This is a genomic window from Thiorhodovibrio frisius (assembly GCF_033954835.1).
Lineage (GTDB): Bacteria > Pseudomonadota > Gammaproteobacteria > Chromatiales > Chromatiaceae > Thiorhodovibrio > Thiorhodovibrio frisius.
The window spans coordinates 3,744,545-3,766,219 of record NZ_CP121471.1 but is presented as its reverse complement, the minus strand read 5'-3'; the positions used below and the strand labels follow the sequence as shown (position 1 = coordinate 3,766,219).

Genomic DNA, 21,675 nt, shown 5'->3' with positions numbered 1-21,675 from the left:
TTGGCGGTGACCATGCGCTTTAGTCCATCTTGATCTCCAGACCGAGGGCGGCGGCGATTTCCCGCAGGATGGCCAGCGCTGCGTCACTGTCATAGTCCGACATAGCACGTCCCAGGCGCGCCATCTGGTCGCGCACCTGGCTTGCACGCAGGAGCTTGTGCAAGAGCGCAAGATGCTCATTGGCCGCGCCAAGGTCGGACTCGACCTCCCGGGCGATGGCGCTGAGCAGCGGCGCGACCGCGTCGAGATTGGGTGCCTCGGCTTCAGGTTGCGGTTCTGCGCGATCCGGCTCCTGGCGATCATCGGGGAGGAATTCGTCGAGACCGCCGATCACCTCCTCAAGCGCGCCGGCAAAGACGGCCAGCGCCTCGCCCAGATGCTGATCCGAATCCTGGCCAGAATCCTCACCCAGATCATCGCCCAGACCATCACCGGCGGCGAGCCGCGCCTCCAGACGTGCGGCGGCAGAGCCCAAGCGCTCGGCCCCAAGGTTGGCGGCGACCCCTTTGACTGAGTGGGCGACGAGGCGCGCATCGGCCCAGCGGCCCTCGGCCAGCGCCCGGCTGATCGTCTCGGCATCCCGGCGATGCCCGTCGCGGAAGTGGCGCAGCAACTTGCCGTGAAGCGCCCGATTATTGGCGACCCGGCGCAGGCCGGCGGCCAGATCGATGCCAGGAAGAGCGCTCGGCAACGGCGTCTCGGGCGCTGCGTCCCCGTTGACCACCTCATCCGCCACGGATGCTGGAATAGGCATCAATGCCGCAGCCGGGGCGATCCAGCGCACCAAGGCGGCGTGCAGCGCATCGATGTCGATTGGCTTGACGAGGTAATCATCCATGCCCGCTTGCAGGCAGCGTTCCTTCTCGCCTTTCAGAGTGCCGGCGGTCAGGGCGATGATGGGCACGCGCCTGCCGCTTTCGCGCGCGCGGATCTGGCTGGTTGCGTCATAGCCGTTCATCCCCGGCATTTGTACGTCCATCAAGACCAAGTCCGGCGTGTTTTCAGTACAGTAACGCACGGCATCTTCACCGCCACTGAATTCCTCGATGTGCGCTCCGGGAAGCATCTCGGCGACCAGGTGTCGTGCCAGTATGAGGTTGAGCGGATGATCGTCCACCAGCAGAATTCGCAGATCAGTCTGGGGCGTGGCGACGGCGCTTGCCGCAATCGCATCCTCCCCAGCCTGCGCGGGCGCGGCCCCATTCCCGCGCCCTGCCTCTGCTTCAGCCAGCGCACCGCCAAGCTTTAACGCCACCAGCGCATTGTAGAGCTGGCGGCTGTCGATTGGCTTGTTGGCCATTTTATGGATGCCAAGCGGGGCTGCTTGCGCGCGCAGTTGGACATCTTCAACCAGGCTGTGCAACAACATGATGCGCAGCGACTCGGCACCGAGATTGAGCTGCTGGCGAATCCTGCGGATCACCTCCAGGCCGTCCATAACAGGCATCTGGTAGTCGACAATGGCGATGTCGACAGCCTGCTGCTGCAAGAAGGTCAGCGCGGCCGGCCCGTTGTCCACCGTGGTACAGCGCACGCCGACGAGATCGAGCATGTCTTGGATAATCTTGCCGTTATTCAGATTATCGTCGATCACTAGCACATGATGTATGGAGTCGAGCACGGCCTTGTCGGCCAGCCGATCCAGCGCCCGGCCGCCTTCGCTCGGCAGGCGCACGCGAAACGAGAAGGTGCTGCCCTGACCCGGCTCGCTGTCGAGCTCAAGCCGGCTGCCCATCAAGTTCAGCAGGCGGTTGGAAATCGACAAGCCCAGTCCGGTGCCGCCAAACTTGCGTGTGGTCGAGGCGTCCTCCTGGGTGAAGGCGTCAAAAATGCGTTCCTGCTGATCGAGTGCAATCCCGCACCCGGTATCGCTGACGGCAAAGCCCAGTTCGCTGATGCCAGGCGTGTCCGTTTGCTCTGCGCTGATGTCGATGCGGATGTGGCCGGCCTCGGTAAACTTGATGGCGTTGCTGATCAGGTTGATCAGCACCTGACGCAGCCGGATGGGATCGGCGTGGATGACGTGGGGCACCTCCGAGGCGATGTGCAACAGCAACTCCAGCCCCTTCTCGTTGGTTTTGTAGCGCACCACATCGATGATTTGGCGCGTCAGGTCATCGAGGTCGATCTGTTCTGGCGACAGCTCAAGCTTGCCCGCCTCGATCTTGGAGAAATCCAGAATGTCGTTTAGCAGATCGAGCAGCGACTTGGCCGACTGATTCACGTATCCGACATAATTGCGCTGAGTTTCATTCAGCTCCGACGACTGGCGCAGCAGATCGCTGAAGCCAATGACGCTGTTGAGCGGGGTGCGGATTTCGTGGCTCATGTTGGCGAGGAATTCCGACTTGGACCGATTGGCCGTGTCGGCTTCTGCCCGCGCCTGTTCGAGCGCTTCGCGAATCTTCTTGGCCTCGTCGATGTCCTGAAAGGTGCCGAACAGCCGCTTGCAGCGCCCGTTGTCGAATTCGGCATTGCCGACGGCGCGCACCCACAAAAGCTTGCCGGTGGCGGTGATCATCTGCACGTCCAGACCATAGGGCGTGCCGTCTTCGATGGCCTGCGCGACCGCCTGCTGGAGTTGCACGCCGGTTTCTGGCGTGTAGAAGGCCATCGCTTTCTCGTAACTGGGCTCGAAGTCCAGCGGAACCTCGTGGATTTCGCGGATGGAGTCGGTCCATTCGATCTTTCCACTGACCAGGTCATATTCCCAGCCGCCCACGCGCGCGACCCGACTGGTCTGATTGAGGAAGGCATGGGCGCGCTTGAGCTGACGCTCCGCCTCGCGACGCGCGCTGATGTCGGTGATATTGGCAAAGTAATGTGTGACCTGCCCCGTGGTATCGCACAGCGAGCCGGTTGAAAGATGCACGGGAAACCGCTCGCCGGTCTTGCGCTTGAACATCAGTTCGAAATCGCCCATCCCAACGCTGAGCATTGTTCCAAAGGCCGCATTCAGGGTTTCGAACGCTTCTTCCGGCCAGTAGGGGAAGGGCGCCGACTGGCCGAGCAGTTCTGCTTCGCTGAACCCGGTCATCTTGCACAGCGCCTTGTTGGCGACCTGCTGCCGGCTCTGCGCGTCCACCACCGAGAAGCCATCGGCCATGTTGGCGAGCAGTTGCTCGGAGAATCGCCGGCTTTGCTCAAGCGCCAAACGGGCTTCGACCTGATCAGTGACATCCTGCACCGTCCCCAGAGCGCGCACATTCTGGCCATCAACTTGCGGTCGCGCGCGGCCGCGGGAGCGATGCACGCGTTCATCCCCATTCGGCAGAACAACGCGGTACTCCTCGTCCAGTTCGATGCCATGTGCCAGCAGTGCTTCGTAAGCCGCTTCCGCCCGCTCCCGGTCATTGGGGTGGATCATGTCCAGCGCCTGTTGAAATTTCAGGCTCCCAGGCGTGCCACGCTCCTCGGGTGTGAGCAGATGTCGATCCCAGGTGATCGTTCGCTCGGGCTGCGTGATGCTCCAGACCCCGATCTGGCTGGCCGCGAGCACCGCCTCAAGCTTGGCGGTTTTTTCTTCGAGCTGGGCTAGATGGTCTTTGAGCTGCTGCTGAGCAGTATGCTCGGCAGTCACATCATTGTGCGCACCGAGCATGCGGGTCGGCTTGCCGTCGGCGTCGCGAATCGCCAGCCCCCGGCAGCGCACCCAAACCGTCGAGCCATCGCGGTGGCGATAGCGCACCAACTGATCGTAGGGGTGGGAGGGATCGGCGAGATGCTTGTGGAAGTTCTCGGTGGCTCGCGCCAGATCCTCGGGGAAAATAATGTCCTGCCAAGCCGAGGCGCGATGCGGCATCTGCTCGGGGTCATAGCCAAGGGTGGCCCAGAACCGGGCGTCCATCCATTCGTTTTCGGGCTGCTCGATATCCCAATACCACAGACCATCGAGCGCACCTTGCCGAATAAAGGCGAAGATCCGGCTGTCGGTTTTGACCAGTTGGTCAAGCTCTTGCTGAAGATAATTCACGTTTTGGTTACACTTATGCTGGCGACGAGTGAGGCATGGTTGGTCGGCAGGTCGGCACCGGCCACGGAATAGCGGCCCGTCAGTGCTGCCACCAGAATATCCAGATTCTCGGAGGTATCATCGACAATGAGTACAGTCGGGCGATTTTTGTCACGCATCGATCTTCATCATTTGTTATAGGTGTGACGTCAATGGAGGTTGGCGGTGACCATGCGCATTATTCCATCTTGATCTCCAGACCTAACTTGATCTCCAGACCTAGGGCGGCGGCGATTTCCCGCAGGATGGCCAGCGCTGCGTCACTGTCGTAGTCCGACATGGCGCGTCCCAGGCGCGCCATCTGGTCGCGCACCTGGCTTGCACGCAGGAGCTTGTGCAAGAGCGCAAGATGGTCATTGGCTGCGCCAAGGTCGGACTCGACCTCCCGGGCGATGGCGCTGAGCAGCGGCGCGACCGCGTCGAGATTGGGTGCCTCGGCTTCAGGCTCTGCGCGATTCGGCTCCGGGCGATCATCGGGGAGGAAGTCGTCGAGACCGCCGATCACCTCCTCAAGCGCGCCGGCAAAGACGGCCAGCGCCTCGTTCAGATGCTGATCTGAATCCTGGCCAGAATCCTCACCAGAATCCTCACCCAGATCATCGCCCAGACCATCACCGGCAGCGAGCCGCGCCTCCAGACGCGCAGCAGCAGAACCCAACCGCTCGGCCCCAAGGTTGGCGGCGACCCCTTTGACCGAGTGGGCGACGAGGCGCGCATCGGCCCAGCGACCCTCGGCCAGCGCCCGGCTGATCGTCTCGGCATCCCGACGATGCCCGTCGCGGAAGTGGCGCAGCAACTTGCCGTGAAGCTCGCGATTATTGACGACCCGGCGCAGGCCGGCGGCCAGATCGATGCCAGGAAGTGCGCTCGGCATCGGCGTCTCGGCCGCTGCTTCCCCCATGGCCACCTTATCCGCCACGGATGCTGGAATGGGCATCGATGCCCCAGCCGGGGCGATCCAGCGCACCAAGGCGGCGTGCAGCGCATCGATGTCGATTGGCTTGGCGAGATGGTCATTCATGCCCGCCGCCAGGCAGCGCTGCCGCTCGGCGCTCATGGCATGAGCGGTCATCGCCACAATCGGCAGCTCGGCCCAGCGGGCATCGGCGCGGATCTGGCGGGTCGCCTCGAAGCCATCCATCACCGGCATCTGCAAGTCCATCAGCACCAGATCGAAGGCGTCGGGCTCGGCGGTGAGATGTTCCAACGCCTCGCGGCCGTCGTTGGCGGTGGTGACCCGCAGGCCGATGCTCTCCAGCAGTTCGGTGGCGATCTGGCGATTGATGTCTTGATCCTCGGCCAACAGCACCCGCTGGCCACGAATCCCATCCAACTCCGCCAAGGGCCTACCGGACTGGAAGGCAACACGCGCTCGCGGCCCACCCGCGCCGCCATCAAGCAGCACCTCAAACAGCCGCGCGGGGTTAATCGGCTTCTCCAGCAGGTTGGCGAACCCAAGCTTTCGGGCCTTGATGGCGACCTCCTCTGAGCTGAAGGCGGTGACCAACACGGCCATTGGTTTGGGCATGATCTCCGCATCCTGAAGCACCTGCTTGAAGGTCGCGATACCGTCCAGCTCCGGCATCTGATAGTCGATCAGCAGCAAGTCGTAAGGACAACCTGCGCGCGCTGCCTCACGCAGCGCGGCGATCCCCTGCCTGCCGTCACTTGCGGCTGCGGCCTTGGCGCCGTAGCGGCCAAGCATGTGTTGGAGCACCTGGCAGGCCACCTGGTTGTCGTCAACGATCAGGATGCGGCGGTCGATTTGTGGGCGTTGCTCTGGTGTCTCTTTGTCCGCTTCATGCTCCTCGCAGAGCGGAAAGTCGAGGGTGAAGCTGAAGGTACTGCCCTCCCCAAGGGCGCTCTCCAGGGAAAGCTCCGCTCCCATCAGACCCAGCAGATGCCGGGAGATCGACAGGCCCAGACCGGTGCCGCCAAACCCCCGGGTAATCGAGCTGTCGGCCTGCTCGAAGGGGCGAAACAGCCGTTGGCGCTGCTTGCGGCTAATGCCGATGCCCGAATCACAGACGAACACATCGAGCCGAACCTTGTCGGAGCTGCAATCCACCACATCGATGCCCAGCACCACCTCGCCCTGCAAGGTGAACTTAACGGCATTGTTGAGCAGGTTGATCAACACCTGGCGCAGGCGCAGCGCATCACCGAACAGCAGGCGCTCCAGCGGCGGGATATCGAACAGGACTTCCAGTTCGCGTTCGTCGGCTTTGACGGTGATGACATCGGCGACGTCACTGATCAGATCGATGAGCCGGAAGGGCACTGCGTCCAAGGCCATCTTGCCCGACTCGATTCTGGAGAAGTCGAGAATGTCGTTGATGATCCCGAGCAGATTTTCGCCGGAACGCAGCACCTTTTCGATGTAATCGCGCTGCTGGGCGTCGAGGTCGGTCTTTAGCGCCAGGCGACTGAGATTGATCACCGCGTTCATCGGCGTGCGGATCTCGTGGCTCATGTTGGCGAGGAACTCGCTTTTCGCCCGCGTCGCCTCCTCCGCCTTGTGCCGGGCGACAATCAGCTCCTTGTCGCGGTTATGGCGGGTCAGAGCGATGGCGAGCAGATGGGCGGGGATGCCGATCCGGTCGAGTTCACGGTCGCTGGGCGGGCGCGACTCGTTGATGTAAATGGCAATGGTTGCCAGCACATCGCCGTCTTCGTCCTTTGCCGGCACCGACCAGCAGGCTCGCAGCCCGGCCGCCGCCGTCACCTGACGCAAGGCCACCCAGTCCGGGTGACGGGCCAGATCCTCTGCCACCACCGCCTCGCCGCTCACCGCAGCCGTTGCGCAAGAGCCGCAGCGCTCGCCGCAGGCGATCCCATCGAGCAAGGCATTCAAGGCCGCTGGCAGGCGGGGAGCGGCCCCCATTCGCAGGGTGTCCGCCGGCTGATCGACCAGCATGATCGAGCAGCGGCTGTCCGGGATGAACAGTTCCGCCAGTTCCACAATCCGGTTCAGCACCACGGCCAGCGTCTGGCCGCTGGCGATCTTCTCCAGGGTCTTGTGGCCCTCGGCCAGATGGCGTTCATCGCGGTAGCGCTCGGCGATGTCCCGCAGGGTGAAAATGCAGCTGCGCCCGGACTCGTCGAGCAACTCCGCGCGGGAGATCTCCAAAGGCACAGTGGTGCCATTGGCGTGCCGCCCGAACACTTCAAGACGCTCAGACAGGTCATCACGGCTGATGAAATCCCAGCACAAGTGGCTATCCTCGGCGAGACGCTCGGGCTCGGCAATCAGCAGGCTCAGGTTGCGCTCGAGCAGCGCCTCCTCTGGGTAGCCGAACATCTTTTCCACCGCCGCATTGGCCATGGTCATGCGGCCTTCGCTGTCGACTTGCAGGATACCGTCGCTCATCGAAGACAGAATGGCCTGCAGCCGCCCCTCGCTGGCCGCCAACTGCTGGGTGCGTGCGGTGACCCGCCGTTCCAGCACCTCGTTGGCCTCGGCAAGCGCTGCTTTCTGGGCGAGGATGGTGGCGACCATGGCGTCGAGCGCGCGGCATAGCTCCGCCGCTTCGCAGTGACCCGTCACGCGCGGCAGCGCCACCGCCAAATCACCGGAGCTGATGCGGCAGGCTGCCTCCACGCTTGCGCGAATCGGGGAGACCAACCGCCCCACCGCCGCCCACACCAGCCAGCCGAGCGCAAAGGCCCCAAGGGCTCCGATCATCCATAGCCGGTGCTTGATGGTGCTCCCCTCGGCCAGGGCAATGCTGGTGGGCTGACTCACCGTCACGCGCCAGCCCAAGCCCGGGTAATCGTCGAACCCATGACTTACGCCGATTCCGACCAGGTAGGAGTGGCCATCCTTGTCCGCCATCAGACGATAGTCACCGCGCGGGTCGCCGCCTTGCGTGAGCGATGGCAGCGGCGGCTCCCGCGTGCCCTTTAGCAGCGCCTCAGACCCCAGCAGCGCTTTGCCCTCGCTGCTGAAGATGACTACCTCTAGTCCGTGCTCATCGCCCAGGGGCCCGAGCAAGCCGTCGCGCGCATCGCCCGCCCAGTCCCAGCCAACATGCGCGACCAGGACGCCGATCGGGGCGCCGGTCGGGGCGTCAGTCGGGGCGTCGGCGGCCCCGTAGATCGGCTGGGCAAGGTCGACGAAACGCAGCGGCAGGGAGTCATGACGCGGTGGCGGCAGATGCCGAGCGAGCAGCCAGGCCTCGTGGACATCACCGGCATAAGGCTCGCCGCCTATGGCGGCCTTGAAATACTCGCGCGCGGAAACATCGCTCCCCTCAAGGCGGCCGTCGGAGGCGACCTCGATCCGACCCTCGCGGTTGAGCAGTCCGATCCAGGCGAACGATGAGCCGGCCCGCCAGCGCGACAGCAGGGCCCGGCGCTGCTCCGGGGAGAAGGATGGATCGATCAGCCGCTGATCGGCGGCATGGATGCCAATTTCGTCCAGCCGGGAGGCCATGTCCCGATCCAGTTGGTTGACCAGGCTCTCGGCGATATGAAAAAACAGCGCCCCCTTGTTGGCTACCACCTGGCGTTGGAACAGCTCGCCCAGCAGCAGGCCGCCGGCGATGGTGCAGACGGTGAGCATCAGCCAGATGGAGAAACTAAGCCGGAAGCGCAGCGAAGCGAACGGACGACTGTTTTTCCATGTTGAGGAACTTACAGACCTCAACCATCCAAGACGATTTGATAAGGCGTTGTGAATCTTCATGACGCTAGGGCGTGTCGAGGCCGTTGGGGTCATTCAGGAGCACGGCGACCTGGCGCAGGATGTCGAGCGCGACCTCGTAGTCGTATTGAGCAATCGCCTTGGCGGCCGCCGCCAGTTGCTTGGCGACAGGTGCAGGAAGTGCCGCGATGCGCAGAATCTCTTGCATGGTCTGATCGACCGCCGCATCGGACTCCTCCAACTCACCACAGGCCTTGTCCAGCAGCGGCTGTAGGCGTTCGATTGAGCCCCCCGGAGATGCGGCGCTGGCTGGGGCGCTGGCCGCGTCTGGCGCTGGCCGGGACGCGAGCGCGGTGACGGCGGCCTGGGTCAAGTCCCCAAGTTTCGCCGCCACCGACGCCAACATGGCCTCGATGCGCGCGCGCTCGCTTTGCTCGCGCAGGCCCAGCTCCAGGGCGGCGGCCTGCTCGGCCAGCTCGGCTGCGCCCAGGGTGCCGCTGAGGCCTTTCAGGGTATGGGCCAGGCGGCGGGCCTGCTCGGTGTCTACCGCATCCAGGGCCGCGCGTATGGCGTCCACGGCGTTGTGCTGGTTGGCGAGGAATTTCTCCAGAATCTCATAGTAGAGGTTGAGGTTCCCGCCCAGGCGGCGCACGGCGGACTCGACCTCGACGCCGGGCAGATCGGGCATGGGCAAGCTGGGCAAGGACGGCGGGGCGACCATCGCTGGGGGCGGTGGCGCGGGCAGCGGCGCGGACTCAGATCCTGACTGCGCAGGCGCAAGCCCCGGCTTCACCCACTGCGCCAGCACCTGAAACAGCACATCCGGGTCAATGGGCTTGGCAATGTGATCGTTCATACCGGCCTCACGACAGCGCTCAATGTCGCTGGCCATGGCATTGGCGGTCATCGCGATCACGGGCAGCCGCTGCAGCGCGGTCTGGGCGCGGATCGCGCGGGTGGCGGTCACCCCGTCCATCACCGGCATCTGCATGTCCATCAGCACGCCGTCGAAGGTCTCCCGGCGCAGGATCTCAAGCGCTTGCTGGCCATTCTCGGCCACCATCACGCCGATGCCCGCGCCGGCCAGCAGCTCGCAGGCCACCTGCTGGTTGATCGGGTTGTCTTCGACCAACAGCAGTCGCGCGCCCTGGACCTGGGCGCGACTTGCGCCATCGTCGACACTCCAGGGCCGTTGCCCAGGGATCAGCTCCAGATGGTCGAAGATGCCCATGATGGCGTTAAACAAGCCGCTGGCCTGAAAGGGTTTGGCCAGCAGACCATCAACCAGGTCGCGCTGCGGTTGCAGCCGCTCCAAGCGACCAGAAGAGGAGACCAACAGAATTTTCAGCGTGCCGCCCAGTTCTGGATGCGCACGCAGGCGGCGCGCGCAGTCAAGGCCGTCCCACTCGGGCAGGCGGGTATCAACCACCAGCAGCTCGAAAGGATCGCCGGCGCGCGCGGCGGCGAGCACGGTTTCGGTCACCTCGGCGCCGGTGGCAATGGCCGTGACGCGGAAGTTGAAGGATTGCAGATAGTTTGTCAGCACTTCAAGCACGCGCCGATGGTCATTGACCACCAGCACACGCAGGTCGCGGAGATCCTGCGGCGGGGCGAAGCTGCGGGCGCTCGGCTGGTCGGGCAGACCCAGCTCGGCGCTAAAGTAAAACACCGAGCCTTCGCCAGGCTGACTGCGAAAGCGCAACGCGCCGCCCATCATTTCCACCAGACGCTTGCTGATCACCAGCCCGAGCCCACTGCCGCCGTATTTGCGCGTGGTTGAGGAGTCGGCCTGAGTGAAGGGGCGAAACAGGCGCGCGGCGTCCGCCTCGCTCATCCCGATGCCACTGTCCTGCACCTCAAAGGTCAACTCGGCAGTGTCGTGCTCGCGTCCTTGCAGCGCGATGCGCAGACTGACTTCGCCGCGCTCGGTGAACTTCACGGCATTGCTGAGCAGGTTGAGCAGCACCTGGCCGAGGCGCAGGGGATCGCCGATCAGGTGCGGCGGGATTTCGAGATCGGTGTCGATCAGAAATTCAAGCCCTTTCTGCTCGGCGCGGATGGCAATGATCGAGGCCACCCGCTCGATGACTTCGTCAAGCTCGAAGGGAATGCGCTCAAGCTCCAGCCGTCCCGCCTCAACCTTGGAAACATCCAGAATATCGTTGATGAGCCCCAGCAGGCTTTGCGAGGCGGTGTGGATCTTCTCCAGATAGCCGTATTGCTTCTCCGACAGCTGGGTTTGCATGCACAGATGCGAAAACCCCATGATGGCGTTCATTGGGGTGCGGATCTCATGGCTCATGTTGGCCAGAAAGGCGCTCTTGGACTGGTTGGCGGTCTCGGCCTGCTCCTTGGCCAGCATGAGCTCGGCTTCGCGTTGCTCGCGCATCAGCACGATGGCGACCAGATTGGCGGCCACGCGCATCTGATCCAGCTCGCGTTCGTCGGGCAGCCCCGGTTCCCGGCGATAAACGGCCAGGGTGGCGAGGAGCGTGCCCTCGCTGTTGCGCACCGGAATCGACCAGCAGGCGCGCAGACCAGCGGCGGCGGTGGCGTCACGAAACGCTGCCCAGTAGGGGTGAGTTGCCACATCCTCGACCAGCATGCACTGGCCCGTGGCGGCCACGGTGCCGCAGGAGCCTACGCCCACGCCATAGGTGAGCCCGTCGATCAGGGCGTTGTAGTCCTCGGGCAGATGCGGTGCCGCACCGTGGCGCAGGCAACCGTGCTCGCGATCAATCAATAAGATCGAACCCAGGCTTCCGGGAACCAGCACCTCGACCAGCTCGACCACGCTATCGAGCACGTCACGCAACTGCACTCCGGATGCAATGCGTTCGAGAACGGCCCGACTCAGGTCGCGACTCTGCCCGGCCAGCACTTGCTCGGTGATGTTCTGCAAGGTTCCGATCATGCGGCGCGGTCGGCCTCGCGCATCGCATTCCAGTACGCCGTGATCACGCACATAACCAACCGTGTTGCCAGGTCGGCAAAAGCGATATTGGATGTCGTAATCCTCACCGGTCTCGCGGGTGCGCGTGATGGCTTGGCGGACGAGATCCTGATCAGCGGGGTAAAGAATGTCGAAAAAGGCCTCCCGGGTCGGCTGAAAGGCCTGTGGCTCAAAGCCGAAAATGCGGAAGGTCTCGTCGGACCACTCCAGCACATCGTCTTCGATCTCCCATTGCCAGCTCCCGGTATGGGCGATTTCCTGCGCACGTTGCAATTGTCCGGCGCGCAAACGCACACGCTCTTCGAGGTTGGCCTGAATGGCCGCCAACTCGGCGGTGCGCGCATCGAAGGCTTGCGCCAGCAGTTCGAGTTCGTCGTGCGTCCCGACCGGCGCGCATTTGCGCTCCGCGCTGCCATCGGCCACGGCCACTCGGTGGCAGAGCGTCAGGATCGGCTGGGCAATAGAGCCCCCCAGACGGCGCGCAAAAAACACGGCAATGCCCACCATCAAGGCACCGAATAATGCGACATAGAAGGAGACGCCAAGCACTCTCGTCAGGTATCCCGCGATTGGTGTGCCCAGCTCCAGCACTAGGCCGAGCGAGTGCATGTCCTCTGGCAGCTCGGCATCGCGCAGCTCGTAGGCTTCGATCAGATAACGGGTGTCCTGGCGGAAGCCCAGGCGATACAGCGTTTTATTGCCGTTATGAAGCAATCGCTGCGCGAAGCTGTCTTCGGCCACCAGTACGTCCTGGGCAATGGCACGCAAATCGAACTCAACGATGAGCGCACCGAGCGTGGAGTCGTAGTAGTCGATGGGCACCATGAAGATGATCCGCCCGTCCTGCGTTTCGATCTCGGCTGAAACGCTCCCCGAGGCCAGCGTCTGGCGCAGCGCCTGCGACTTGGCATAGACCGGTGGCGAGTCCAGCGTTGAGAAAATGGCCTGACCATCAAAATCCACCAGCGCCAGGGAGTGGAGATGGCGGGTGTCACCGAGGTTGTCCACCAGTTGCGGCAAATAAGTTGATCGACCGTCCTGATCCGACATGCCATCAATGACCAAAGGGTTGGCGGCCATGCGTCTGGTGTTTTCGAGCAGGTAATCCAGGCGCTGCGCCAGCAGGTGGCTATCGAATTCGACCCAGTTGCGCAGGTTTTCTTTGACATTCTCCGACGCCTGATAGGCAAGGAGCAGCGCGACGGCAACAGTGGCCAGGATCATCACGCCCGCAACAAAGCCGGTAAAGGCGCGGGTGATGCGTTGTTTAAGACGGCGATCAGGGTGCATGTCAGCGAAAGCCTTGGCTCGAAATGTTCAGCTGTTGAGGTCATCGCTGCGCTCGGCCTCTTGGCCAAGCGCGGATGCGCCGGGTTGCGGCCGCGCGCGTCCGATCTGGCGCAGGATGTCGAGTGCGACATCGTAATCGTAGCGAGCAATCGCCTTGGCGGCCGCCGCCAGCTCCTTGGTCACTGGCCCAGGCAGGGCGGCGATGCGCAGAATCTCCTCCATCGTCTGGTCGACCGCTGCATCACACTCATCCAACTGAACACAGGCTTTGTCCAGTAGCGGCTGCAAGCGTTCGAGGGAGATCCCAGGGGCGCTGGCGCTGGCGGCGTCCGGCGCGGGTCGGCGCGCGGTGGTCTCGACCCCGACGCCTGGCAGATCGGGTATGGGCAGATCGGGCATGGGCAGATCAGGCATGGGCAGATCAGGCATGGGCAGATCAGGCATGGGCAGATCAGGCATGGGCAAATCGGGCGTGAGGGCCGGGGGCAGCGGCGCCACGCTCCGGGCGGTCAGCGCGTCGGGCAGACCCAGATGGGCGCTGAAGTAAAACACCGAGCCTTCGCCGGGCTGGCTGCGAAAGCGCAGCTCACCGCCCATCATCTCCACCAGGCGCTGGCTGATGACCAGCCCGAGCCCGTTGCCGCCGTATTTGCGCGTTGTCGAGGCGTCGGCCTGGGTAAAGGGGCGAAACAGGCGCGCGGCGTCCGCTGCGCTGATGCCAATGCCGCTGTCCTGAACCTCAAACTTCAGCTCAGCGCTGTCGTGCTCGCGTCTTGACAGCGCGATGCGCAGACTGACTTCGCCGCGCTCGGTGAACTTGACCGCATTGCTGAGCAAGTTGAGCAGGACCTGGCCCAGGCGCAGTGGGTCACCCATCAGCTGCCGCGGGATCTCAGGGTCGGTCTCGATCACAAACGCGAGCCCTTTCTGCTCGGCATTGATGGCAATGATCGCGGCAGCCCGCCCGATGACTTCGTCAAGCACAAAGGGAATGCGCTCCAGCTCCAGCCGCCCCGCCTCGACCTTGGAGACATCGAGAATATCGTTGAGGAGCCCAAGCAGGCTTTGCGCGGCGGTATGGATCTTCTGCAAGTAGTCGGACTGCTTCGGCGACAGCTCGGTCTGCATGCACAGCTGCGAAAACCCCATGATGGCGTTCATCGGGGTGCGGATCTCGTGGCCCATGTTGGCCAGAAAGGCGCTTTTGGTGGCATTCGCCGCTTCCAACTCGGCGGTGCGTTGCGCGACCCGTTCCTCCAGGTGCTCGCGATGCGCCTGCAACTCCTGGGTGCGCGCGGCGACTTGCTCTTCGAGCGTCTCGGTATGTTGCTCAAGGTCGCGTTGCGCGTCCTTCAGTCTCCCGATGAGTTGGCTCATCTGCTGATTGAAAGGGCGGAAAATGAACAGCGCCTCCGACACCAACAACAGCAGGGTCAGCAGCCAGACCACCGTCTCGATGCGGTGCAATGTCCGCACCGCCGCCTCGCCCTCGCGCTGGTACTGCGACACCATGGCATCGAGCGCCTCCAGCAGGACGCCGGGACCGACCATCAGCAGATAGCGCAGCGCCGGATGCTCGATGTTCAACTGGGCGTCATCGGCGTTCGCGAGCAGGCGTGCGGCCTCAAGATAGCGCCTGACCTGCGAGTCGAGGGCGTCCTCGCCGTCGAAATACATGGCTCTGACCGGCTCGGACTGCTGGCTTGGTAGCTTCATGTCGGGGTCGCCGTGGATCAGCCCCTGATGTGAGTGCTCCATTAAGTCGAGCGTCTGGCGCAGTTGCTCGCGCACGCCGGGGCGCTCGCTCGGGGGCGCGTTGACCAACTCCATGGCGAACAATGCGGTGCGCTGGCTGAGCATGCGCTGGCGACCGCTGACGTTGACGATGGCGGCCGTGCTCTCATGCGTGGTGATGACCAGTTCCAGACTGATCCAGGCGGTGGTGGCAAGGCAGGCAATCAGGGCCAGACCGATCAGGTAACGTCCCGTCAGCGAACGCGACAGCCGTTGCTCGGTGGACGACAAGGGGTTGGGAATCGGCCTGTTCAGTGCTAGCTCCGTTGCTGCGGTTTGATGACCTCCTGGTCAATCCACCGGTGTGGTGTTCCGGTTGCCACTGGTGCCCGCGCTGGTGCCCGCGCTGGTGCTCCCGCTGGCGCTCCCGGTGTTAGCGTTTTCCCGGTCAGCGCGCATGTCCTCAATCGCGGCATGCAGGTCGGCACCGATCAGCGTCTCGAAGCGCTGGGGGATCACGGCGAGCGCTTTGACAAAGCGCTCGCGCTCGGCAGCGGTGAGCGTGGTCACCGTCACGCCCGCTGCCTTGACGCGTTCGAGATAGTCGGCGTCTCGGCGTTGTGTTTCCTCGCGTTCCCACTGGGTGACTTCCTCGGCGACAGCGATCAGCAGCGTGCGCGCCGAGTCCGGTAGCTGATCAAACACCTTGGCGCTGATCGACAGCACATAGGCCAGGTAGCCATGGTGGCTCAGGGTCAGATGTGATTGCACCTCATAAAAGCGCATGCCGACGATGGCCACCAGCGGGTTTTCCTGACCATCCACGGCGCCATCAGCCAGTGCCTGATAGGTCGCGTTGAATTCGATCGGCACCGGCGTGGCACCCAGCAACCGGAACTGCTGGATAATGATGCGGCTTTTCATGACCCGAAAGCGCAGGTCGTGAAAGTCCTCCGGGGTGCGCAAGGGGCTGTTGGCCGTAAACTGCTTGAAGCCATTTCCCCAAAAGGTCACGCCCACCAGGCCTACCGGTCGGAGTTTGTCGAGCAGCATTTGCCCCGGCTCGCCATCGAGGATGGCGTAGAGCGTGGCGCGCGAATCATAATAAAACGGCAGATCAACAAACTGGATGGCCGGAACGTCCGAGCTTAACTTGGCCGTCGGCGACAGCAGCAAATCCAAGCTTCCCTGCTTGGCCATTTCGATCATCTGAAGATCGTTGCCCAGGCGGCTGGCCGGATACACCTCGATGCGAATGCGCCCGTCGCTACGCGCTTCGACTTCTCGGGCATAGCGCGCGGCGGCGGCATGCAGGGCGCTATCCTCTACCATGTTGTGCCCGAGCCGCAGAGTTAGAGGTGCAATCGCCGCGCGCGCGCCGGGCTCTTCGGCCAGCGGGGCCTGATCAGGCGCGCTGGTTGCCGGCACCCCGCTTGTGGGCACCCCGTTGGCGGGCGCTTTGTTTGGCATCCAGACTCCAGCGGTCACCAAGAGCAGCGCGATCACCAGGATGATCGCGATGACAACAGCAACGGCAAGACCGGGCGGCGGGCGAGGCACCATTAGTCTGCGCCTGCCGCGCCATCGGCGAAGGTTTCCTTGACGGATTCGATCTGCGGGCGCAGACCAAGAAAGAGCGCGACAAGCTCGGGGTCGAGGGCATTTCCCGCTTCCTTGGCAATGACGTCCAGCGCTTTATCCAGGCTCCATGCCTCTTTATAGGGTCGCACGCTGGTCAGGGCATCGAAAATATCTGCAATCGCCGTCATGCGACCGTGCAGCGGGATCTCCGTCCCCGCCAGCCCCAGCGGATAGCCTTTGCCATTCCATTTCTCGTGGTGCGTCACGGCGATGTCGCGCGCCATGCGGATCAATGGATGCGGGTGCTCGCCGATGATCTCAGCGCCAATGGTGGTGTGAGTCTTGATGACCTCAAATTCCTCCTCGGTCAGCTTGCCCGGTTTGAGCAAGATGCGATCCGGAATCGCGATTTTGCCGATGTCGTGCAGCAAGGAGGCGCTCATGATCCGCTCGACCGTCTCGCCGGGTAGCTCCGCCGCCTTGGCCAGCAACTGAACGTAGTGGCTCAAACGGATGACGTGCAGGCCGGTTTCATTGTCGCGATACTCCCCCGCCCGCCCTAGCCGGCGCAGGATCTCAAGCCGTGAGGCTTCCAACTCCAGGGTCTTGTGCACCAGGCATTGCGTCTGATCATCAACCAATTCTTGCAGCAGGCGACTGCGATCATTCAGCATCAGATGCGTCTTGATGCGCGCCATGGTGATAGCGGCATTCAACGGCTTGATCAAATAGTCCACCGCGCCAAGCTCGAGACCGCGCGTCTCGTCGTCCGCATCGCTGAGCGCCGTGACAAAGATCACCGGAATTGACTGGGTGCGCTCATCGGCCTTGAGCTGTTGGCACACCTCATAGCCATCCATCTCCGGCATCATCACATCGAGCAAGATGAGATCGGGCGGCTTGCCGGAGCGCGCGATCTTCAGCGCCAGGCGACCGCTGGTCGCCACCCGGATGCCATAGTGGCCAGACAGCATGCCTTTGAGGACATCGATATTTTCCTGGTTGTCATCGACAATCAAAATCGAAGCCGTCGCTGCTTGGTTCAATAGTCCGAACTCCTCCATTCAGCACCCGTGGCGGGCTCATCCCGGCATTGTGCGCTAGCGGCTTCGAACATTCAAATACACATATCTAGAATCAATTTTCCTCGAATTCTCTATGCGGAATTATTTACAGGGTGCTCAAAAAAGCTCATTAGCCCTAAATTTGGTGATTAAGCGCATCGCGCACGCAAGGTCGTTCTGGGTCAATTGGCGTTTAGCCATGCGCGCAGATCTTGCTCTTGTTGGAAATCCAACAGCGCATCGCCGAGCGCGCTTAGTCGGGCTGAGTCGAGCCCGCGTATTTGGGTCGCGAGAACTGGGGCCAGGCCACCCAGGCGCTTGTCGAGGAGACGCAACAGGATGTTTAGCTCGCCTTCAGCCATCCCCTCAGCCCTCCCTTGGTCGCGAACGGCATCCAGACTCTCGTAGCCCTTGCGTTGTAGCAGATTGCGCAGCGCCGCCTCGTGCGCGGCCTGTGGGTCGTAGAGTGCCTCGACCGGGAGCGGGTTTTTCAGCACACCGGGCGCCCTAAGCTCCTGACCCGGATAGAGCGTCTGGCAGGTCTTGCCCGCCTCATGGATCTCGACTCGTCGCGGGCCATGCAAACGCACCACCCACAGGTAGCGCGTTCCTGCGGCCAGAAGCTCGCGGATTTTGTCTTGAAGCTCATCCTCATCTTGCCCGCGGTCGGCATATTCCACCGCCAGGGGCGGGACACCTGAAATCCAGCCAGGGGCGTCGGGAACATTGCCAACGGCGATATCCGGAGCGCGGAGATCCTGCGAACCAAAGGCATAACCGGCATCCACCGCTGCGGCATCTACTTTGGGATCGGTCTCCATAGCCAAGCCGCCGACCAAATTGGCCCAGGCGTGGCGTCCCCCGGCGGGCAGGCATTCGATGGGATGGCCGTTACTCAGTTCATAAGGATCGCCATCGCGTAATTGCTCGGCGAAAAAGGGACCGCGAACTTGGCGCAGGGGGTGTTGCGACATCATCCATGCTCCTGTCATTTAGAATAATAAGTGTATACAGCGGTTTGGCGTGCGAGTCCAAACATGGCGATGCTGCGGCGTTCAGCTAGTCAAGCCACAGCTGGGTGTGTTTCGCGACTGATCGCGTTTGTCGGCATGTCGCGCCTTGGCGTGAATCTCAAAGAAGGCGTGACTTTCATGGCTTCATTGCCCGGGGTGGGCGGGATCAGGCGTGTTGGAGCGGCATCGTCGATCCGGTCAATCGTCTGGACCACGATCAACCAATACGCAATTTCGGCCCTGGCGCTTGGCCCGATAGAGCGCGGCATCGGCGCGCTCGAGTAACGCCGATGCTGGCATTGCGCCATCCGGCACCCGGGTTGCCACGCCAATGCTGACGGTGACATGGTCGGCCACCTCAGAGTCATCGTGCGCGATGCCGAGCGCGGCGACGGCGGCACGGATGCGCTCGGCCAGCGGCAGTGCCTGGTCGGCATCGTCCGCGACCAGGACGCAGAACTCCTCGCCACCGTAACGTGCCACCAGGTCGCCGCCGCGGCGCGCCTGCTCGCACATCACGTCGGCCACTGCCTGCAGGCAGCGGTCGCCTTCCGGATGACCGTAGCGGTCGTTGTAGGCCTTGAAGAAATCCACGTCCAGCATCAGCGCCGAGAGCGGCTGCGCATGGCGTTGTGCGCGACTCCATTCTCGCTCCACGGCCAGATCGAGCGCGCGGCGGTTGAGTAGCTGGGTCAGGCCGTCGAGCATCGCCAGGCGTTCCATTTCCGCCCGTGCCGCCTCCAATTCGTGGGTCCGTGCAGTCACACGCTGTTCGAGCTCGCGCGTCAGCAGTCGCAGCGACTGGGTGCGCTCGACCAGACTGGCATGGGCATGAACGCGCGCGATCAGCTCGCCGCGCGAGAAGGGCTTGGGCAGGTAGTCGTTGCCGCCGACGCTAAAGCCGTGCAGGATGTCGCCCTCGCGATTACGCGCGGTTAGGAACACAATCGGCAGTTCGTCCGGACCGAAGCGCTGCCGCAACCGCTGGCACAGCTCGAAGCCGTTCATATGCGGCATCATGACATCGATCAGCACCACGCTGGGTTGTTCGGCTGGCAGAACTCCGTGCATAGCTTCGGGCACGTCTGAGGGTGGGCCTGTAATCCAATCCTTGGGTGCGCCATCGCTCTGGTCACTCCCGACGGCGGCCATTAGAGCCAGGGCCTGCTCCCCGTCGGGAGCGGTCTGGACGCGGAATCCCTGGATGCCAAGCTGGTTGTCCAGCACCCGCAGGTTAACCGGATCATCATCCACCACCAGCACGAGCTGGCCGTTGCCGCGCCAATCGCGCAGCATAGCGTCGGTGGTATCGCTGGCGTCGCTGGCGCCGACCAGGCGGTCCGCCCCGGGCAGCATCTGCGCTTGCGCTGTTCCCGCTTCTGCTTCTGCCATCGCAGAAGGCGCCATGTCAGCCGCCAGCGCCTGGCCGGCTGCCTGGGCTGTCGGGTCGGCCACGGGCAAGGTGAAATTGAAGCAGGCACCAGCGCCGGGTTGGGATTCGAGCGAAATACTGCCGCCCAGCGCCTGCACCAGCGAGCGGGTGACCGCGAGGCCGAGCCCGGTGCCCCCATGCACCCGCCCGGCGCCGCTGTCGAGTTGCTCGAAGGAGGCAAAGACCGCCTCGTGCTGCTCCGGCGCAATACCTGGGCCGGAATCGCAGACGCGCAGGGCAATCCGACCGTCGTCATCCACCTCGGCACAGACCTGCACCCAGCCCTGCTTGGTGAACTTGATGGCATTGCCGAGCAGGTTGTAGAGAATCTGCTGCAGGCGGTTCTCGTCGGCTAGCGCCGGCGGCAGCCCCTGAGGCACCTTGTTGATCAACTCCAGTCCCTTGGGCTCGGCCAGGCTCGCCACCAGCTGCAAGACCAGCTCGCAAACGGCCCGGACATCCACGGCAGTGAGATTTAGCCGCAGCTCGCGATGACGCAGCCGCGAGAAGTCCAGAATATCGTTAACCAGGGTTGCCAGCCGCCGTCCGGAAGCGATGATCAGGCGCAGATTGTCATCAGTCGCCGCTGTCAGTGGGCCAGCGGCGCCGCCGCGCAGACTCTCCGCCAGGCCGATGATGCCATGCAGCGGCGTGCGCAACTCATGCGAGGTGTTGGCGAGAAAATCATCCTTTAGCCGGTCAGCCTTGCGCAGGCTGTCGATTGCGAGCTGCTTGCTGTCGAGCGCCTCCTGCTGGGCGCGGTCCTTTTCCTGCTGCGAGGTCTGCAGGTTGGCCGCCATGTGATTGAACACTGCCGCCAGATGAGCAAGCTCGTCACGGCCGCGCACCACCAGCCGCATTTGCAGATTGCCGGCGCCGATGGCCTGGGCACCGCGCTCGAGCTGCCGAACCGGCTGCAGCACCAGCAGATGGAGCGCGATCAGCAGCAGGGTTGAGGCGAGCAACAGGGTGACAAGGGCAATGATGACGACCTTGCGCCCCAGGGCCGCCCCGGCGGCGTCGAGCTCGTCCTCCGACAAGAGCGCAATCAGCGACAGATTGGGTGTCAGCTCGCGCGCGCTGACCAGATTGCCATGTCCGGCTTGTTCGGTTCGTTGCACGCTATGAGCGCTCGTTGCCGCCGTCACCGAGGCGTGCAAACTTGCGGAAAGCCACTCACCAGCCGGATTGGCCCCGTCGGCAAACAGCCGTCTTGCCTCAGCATCGGCAAAGAGAATGCGACCGTTGCGACCAAAACTGCCCTTCTCGACCTGCTGGCGCAGATGCTCAGGCGAAATCACCAGTAACAAAAAACCGCGCAAGGACGGCTCGGCGAAGCTGTTGTCCTCGAACACCGGATCGACAAACACCAGCTTGAGTCCCACCAGCAACCGCGGCTCGCCGTCTTGGTTCCGCACATAGCGGGCCAGCGCTGGCTGGTCGCTCGCGCGCAGCGCGTCGAGATAGTCATCCAAGCCCACCAACGCCGACGCGCTGCCATGCTCGTCCGCCAGATAGCGCGCCAGTTGCTTGCCGTCCGGGTCGATCAGGCGGATGTCGCCATAGTCGGCATAGGCGTCGTGATAGCTCGCGAACAGATTCAGCAGCGGCAGTAGTAGAAAGCTGACGCGCTCATCCTCGGGTGCGAACAGATAGCGCTTGAGCAGATTGGAGCCGCCGAATAGCTTGGCATTGGCGAGCGCCGTGCGGCGGTGGGTTTCCTCGCTCAGCGTTACCTGCTCGAGCAGAGTGTCCATTTCCCGCAGCAGCGTCGTCTCGGCATTGGTGCGCAGACCGTCGTAGGCCAGCCAGCCGAGCCCAAGCAACGGGCCGATGACGAGCGGCAGAACGAATAACAGCAGTTTGAGCCGCAGTGGCATCAGTCAGGCACGAGCAACAGGTTTTCGGGTGAGAACAGGCGGAAATGGAAACTGATTAAAAGCATCAGGAT

9 protein-coding genes are annotated in these 21,675 nt (G+C 63.3%); all 9 read right to left on the bottom strand.

Annotation, left to right across the window (positions count from 1 at the left end):
* Positions 1 to 19 precede the first annotated feature (19 nt).
* The gene (locus Thiofri_RS17220) at positions 20 to 3,973 is read right to left on the bottom strand and encodes a PAS domain-containing protein (protein ID WP_323705506.1); all 3,954 of its coding nucleotides are present in this window, start codon (positions 3,971 to 3,973) and stop codon (positions 20 to 22) included.
* On the bottom strand, positions 3,970 to 4,131 hold the full coding sequence (locus Thiofri_RS17215) for a hypothetical protein (protein WP_009147650.1): 162 nt from the start codon (positions 4,129 to 4,131) through the stop codon (positions 3,970 to 3,972). Before Thiofri_RS17215 ends, Thiofri_RS17220 begins: the two co-directional genes overlap by 4 nt.
* Positions 4,132 to 4,190: 59 nt before the next feature.
* Positions 4,191 to 8,576 (bottom strand): response regulator, encoded by a 4,386-nt coding sequence (locus tag Thiofri_RS17210; RefSeq protein ID WP_051023784.1) that lies wholly within the window; start codon positions 8,574 to 8,576, stop codon positions 4,191 to 4,193.
* Between the two features lie 127 nt (positions 8,577 to 8,703).
* Positions 8,704 to 12,900 carry a response regulator gene (locus Thiofri_RS17205; RefSeq protein ID WP_009147652.1) on the bottom strand — a complete coding sequence of 1,399 codons (4,197 nt, stop codon included), beginning with the start codon at positions 12,898 to 12,900 and terminating at the stop codon, positions 8,704 to 8,706.
* Between the two features lie 27 nt (positions 12,901 to 12,927).
* Positions 12,928 to 14,925, bottom strand: coding sequence for a hybrid sensor histidine kinase/response regulator (locus Thiofri_RS17200; RefSeq protein ID WP_009147653.1), 1,998 nt, complete (start codon positions 14,923 to 14,925; stop codon positions 12,928 to 12,930).
* Positions 14,926 to 14,985: 60 nt separating this feature from the next.
* Positions 14,986 to 16,197 (bottom strand): TRAP transporter substrate-binding protein, encoded by a 1,212-nt coding sequence (locus Thiofri_RS17195; protein WP_009147654.1) that lies wholly within the window; start codon positions 16,195 to 16,197, stop codon positions 14,986 to 14,988.
* Complete coding sequence (locus Thiofri_RS17190; RefSeq protein WP_009147655.1) at positions 16,197 to 17,261, bottom strand: HD-GYP domain-containing protein; 1,065 nt, start codon at positions 17,259 to 17,261, stop codon at positions 16,197 to 16,199. The genes Thiofri_RS17195 and Thiofri_RS17190 overlap by 1 nt, the downstream gene beginning before the upstream one ends.
* 200 nt (positions 17,262 to 17,461) lie before the next feature.
* Positions 17,462 to 18,256 carry a DUF4351 domain-containing protein gene (locus Thiofri_RS17185; RefSeq protein WP_009147656.1) on the bottom strand — a complete coding sequence of 265 codons (795 nt, stop codon included), beginning with the start codon at positions 18,254 to 18,256 and terminating at the stop codon, positions 17,462 to 17,464.
* 234 nt (positions 18,257 to 18,490) lie between these two features.
* Positions 18,491 to 21,604, bottom strand: coding sequence for a diguanylate cyclase (locus tag Thiofri_RS17180; protein WP_009147658.1), 3,114 nt, complete (start codon positions 21,602 to 21,604; stop codon positions 18,491 to 18,493).
* Positions 21,605 to 21,675: the final 71 nt, after the last annotated feature.

Bases quoted from the DNA above. Each gene is read 5' to 3' on its own strand.
- Thiofri_RS17180 (WP_009147658.1), bottom strand. From the start codon at position 21,604: ATGCCACTGCGGCTCAAACTGCTGTTATTCGTTCTGCCGCTCGTCATC.
- Thiofri_RS17215 (WP_009147650.1), bottom strand. From the start codon at position 4,131: ATGCGTGACAAAAATCGCCCGACTGTACTCATTGTCGATGATACCTCC.
- Thiofri_RS17205 (WP_009147652.1), bottom strand. From the start codon at position 12,900: ATGCACCCTGATCGCCGTCTTAAACAACGCATCACCCGCGCCTTTACC.
- Thiofri_RS17195 (WP_009147654.1), bottom strand. From the start codon at position 16,197: ATGGTGCCTCGCCCGCCGCCCGGTCTTGCCGTTGCTGTTGTCATCGCG.
- Thiofri_RS17210 (WP_051023784.1), bottom strand. From the start codon at position 8,576: ATGCTCACCGTCTGCACCATCGCCGGCGGCCTGCTGCTGGGCGAGCTG.
- Thiofri_RS17185 (WP_009147656.1), bottom strand. From the start codon at position 18,256: ATGATGTCGCAACACCCCCTGCGCCAAGTTCGCGGTCCCTTTTTCGCC.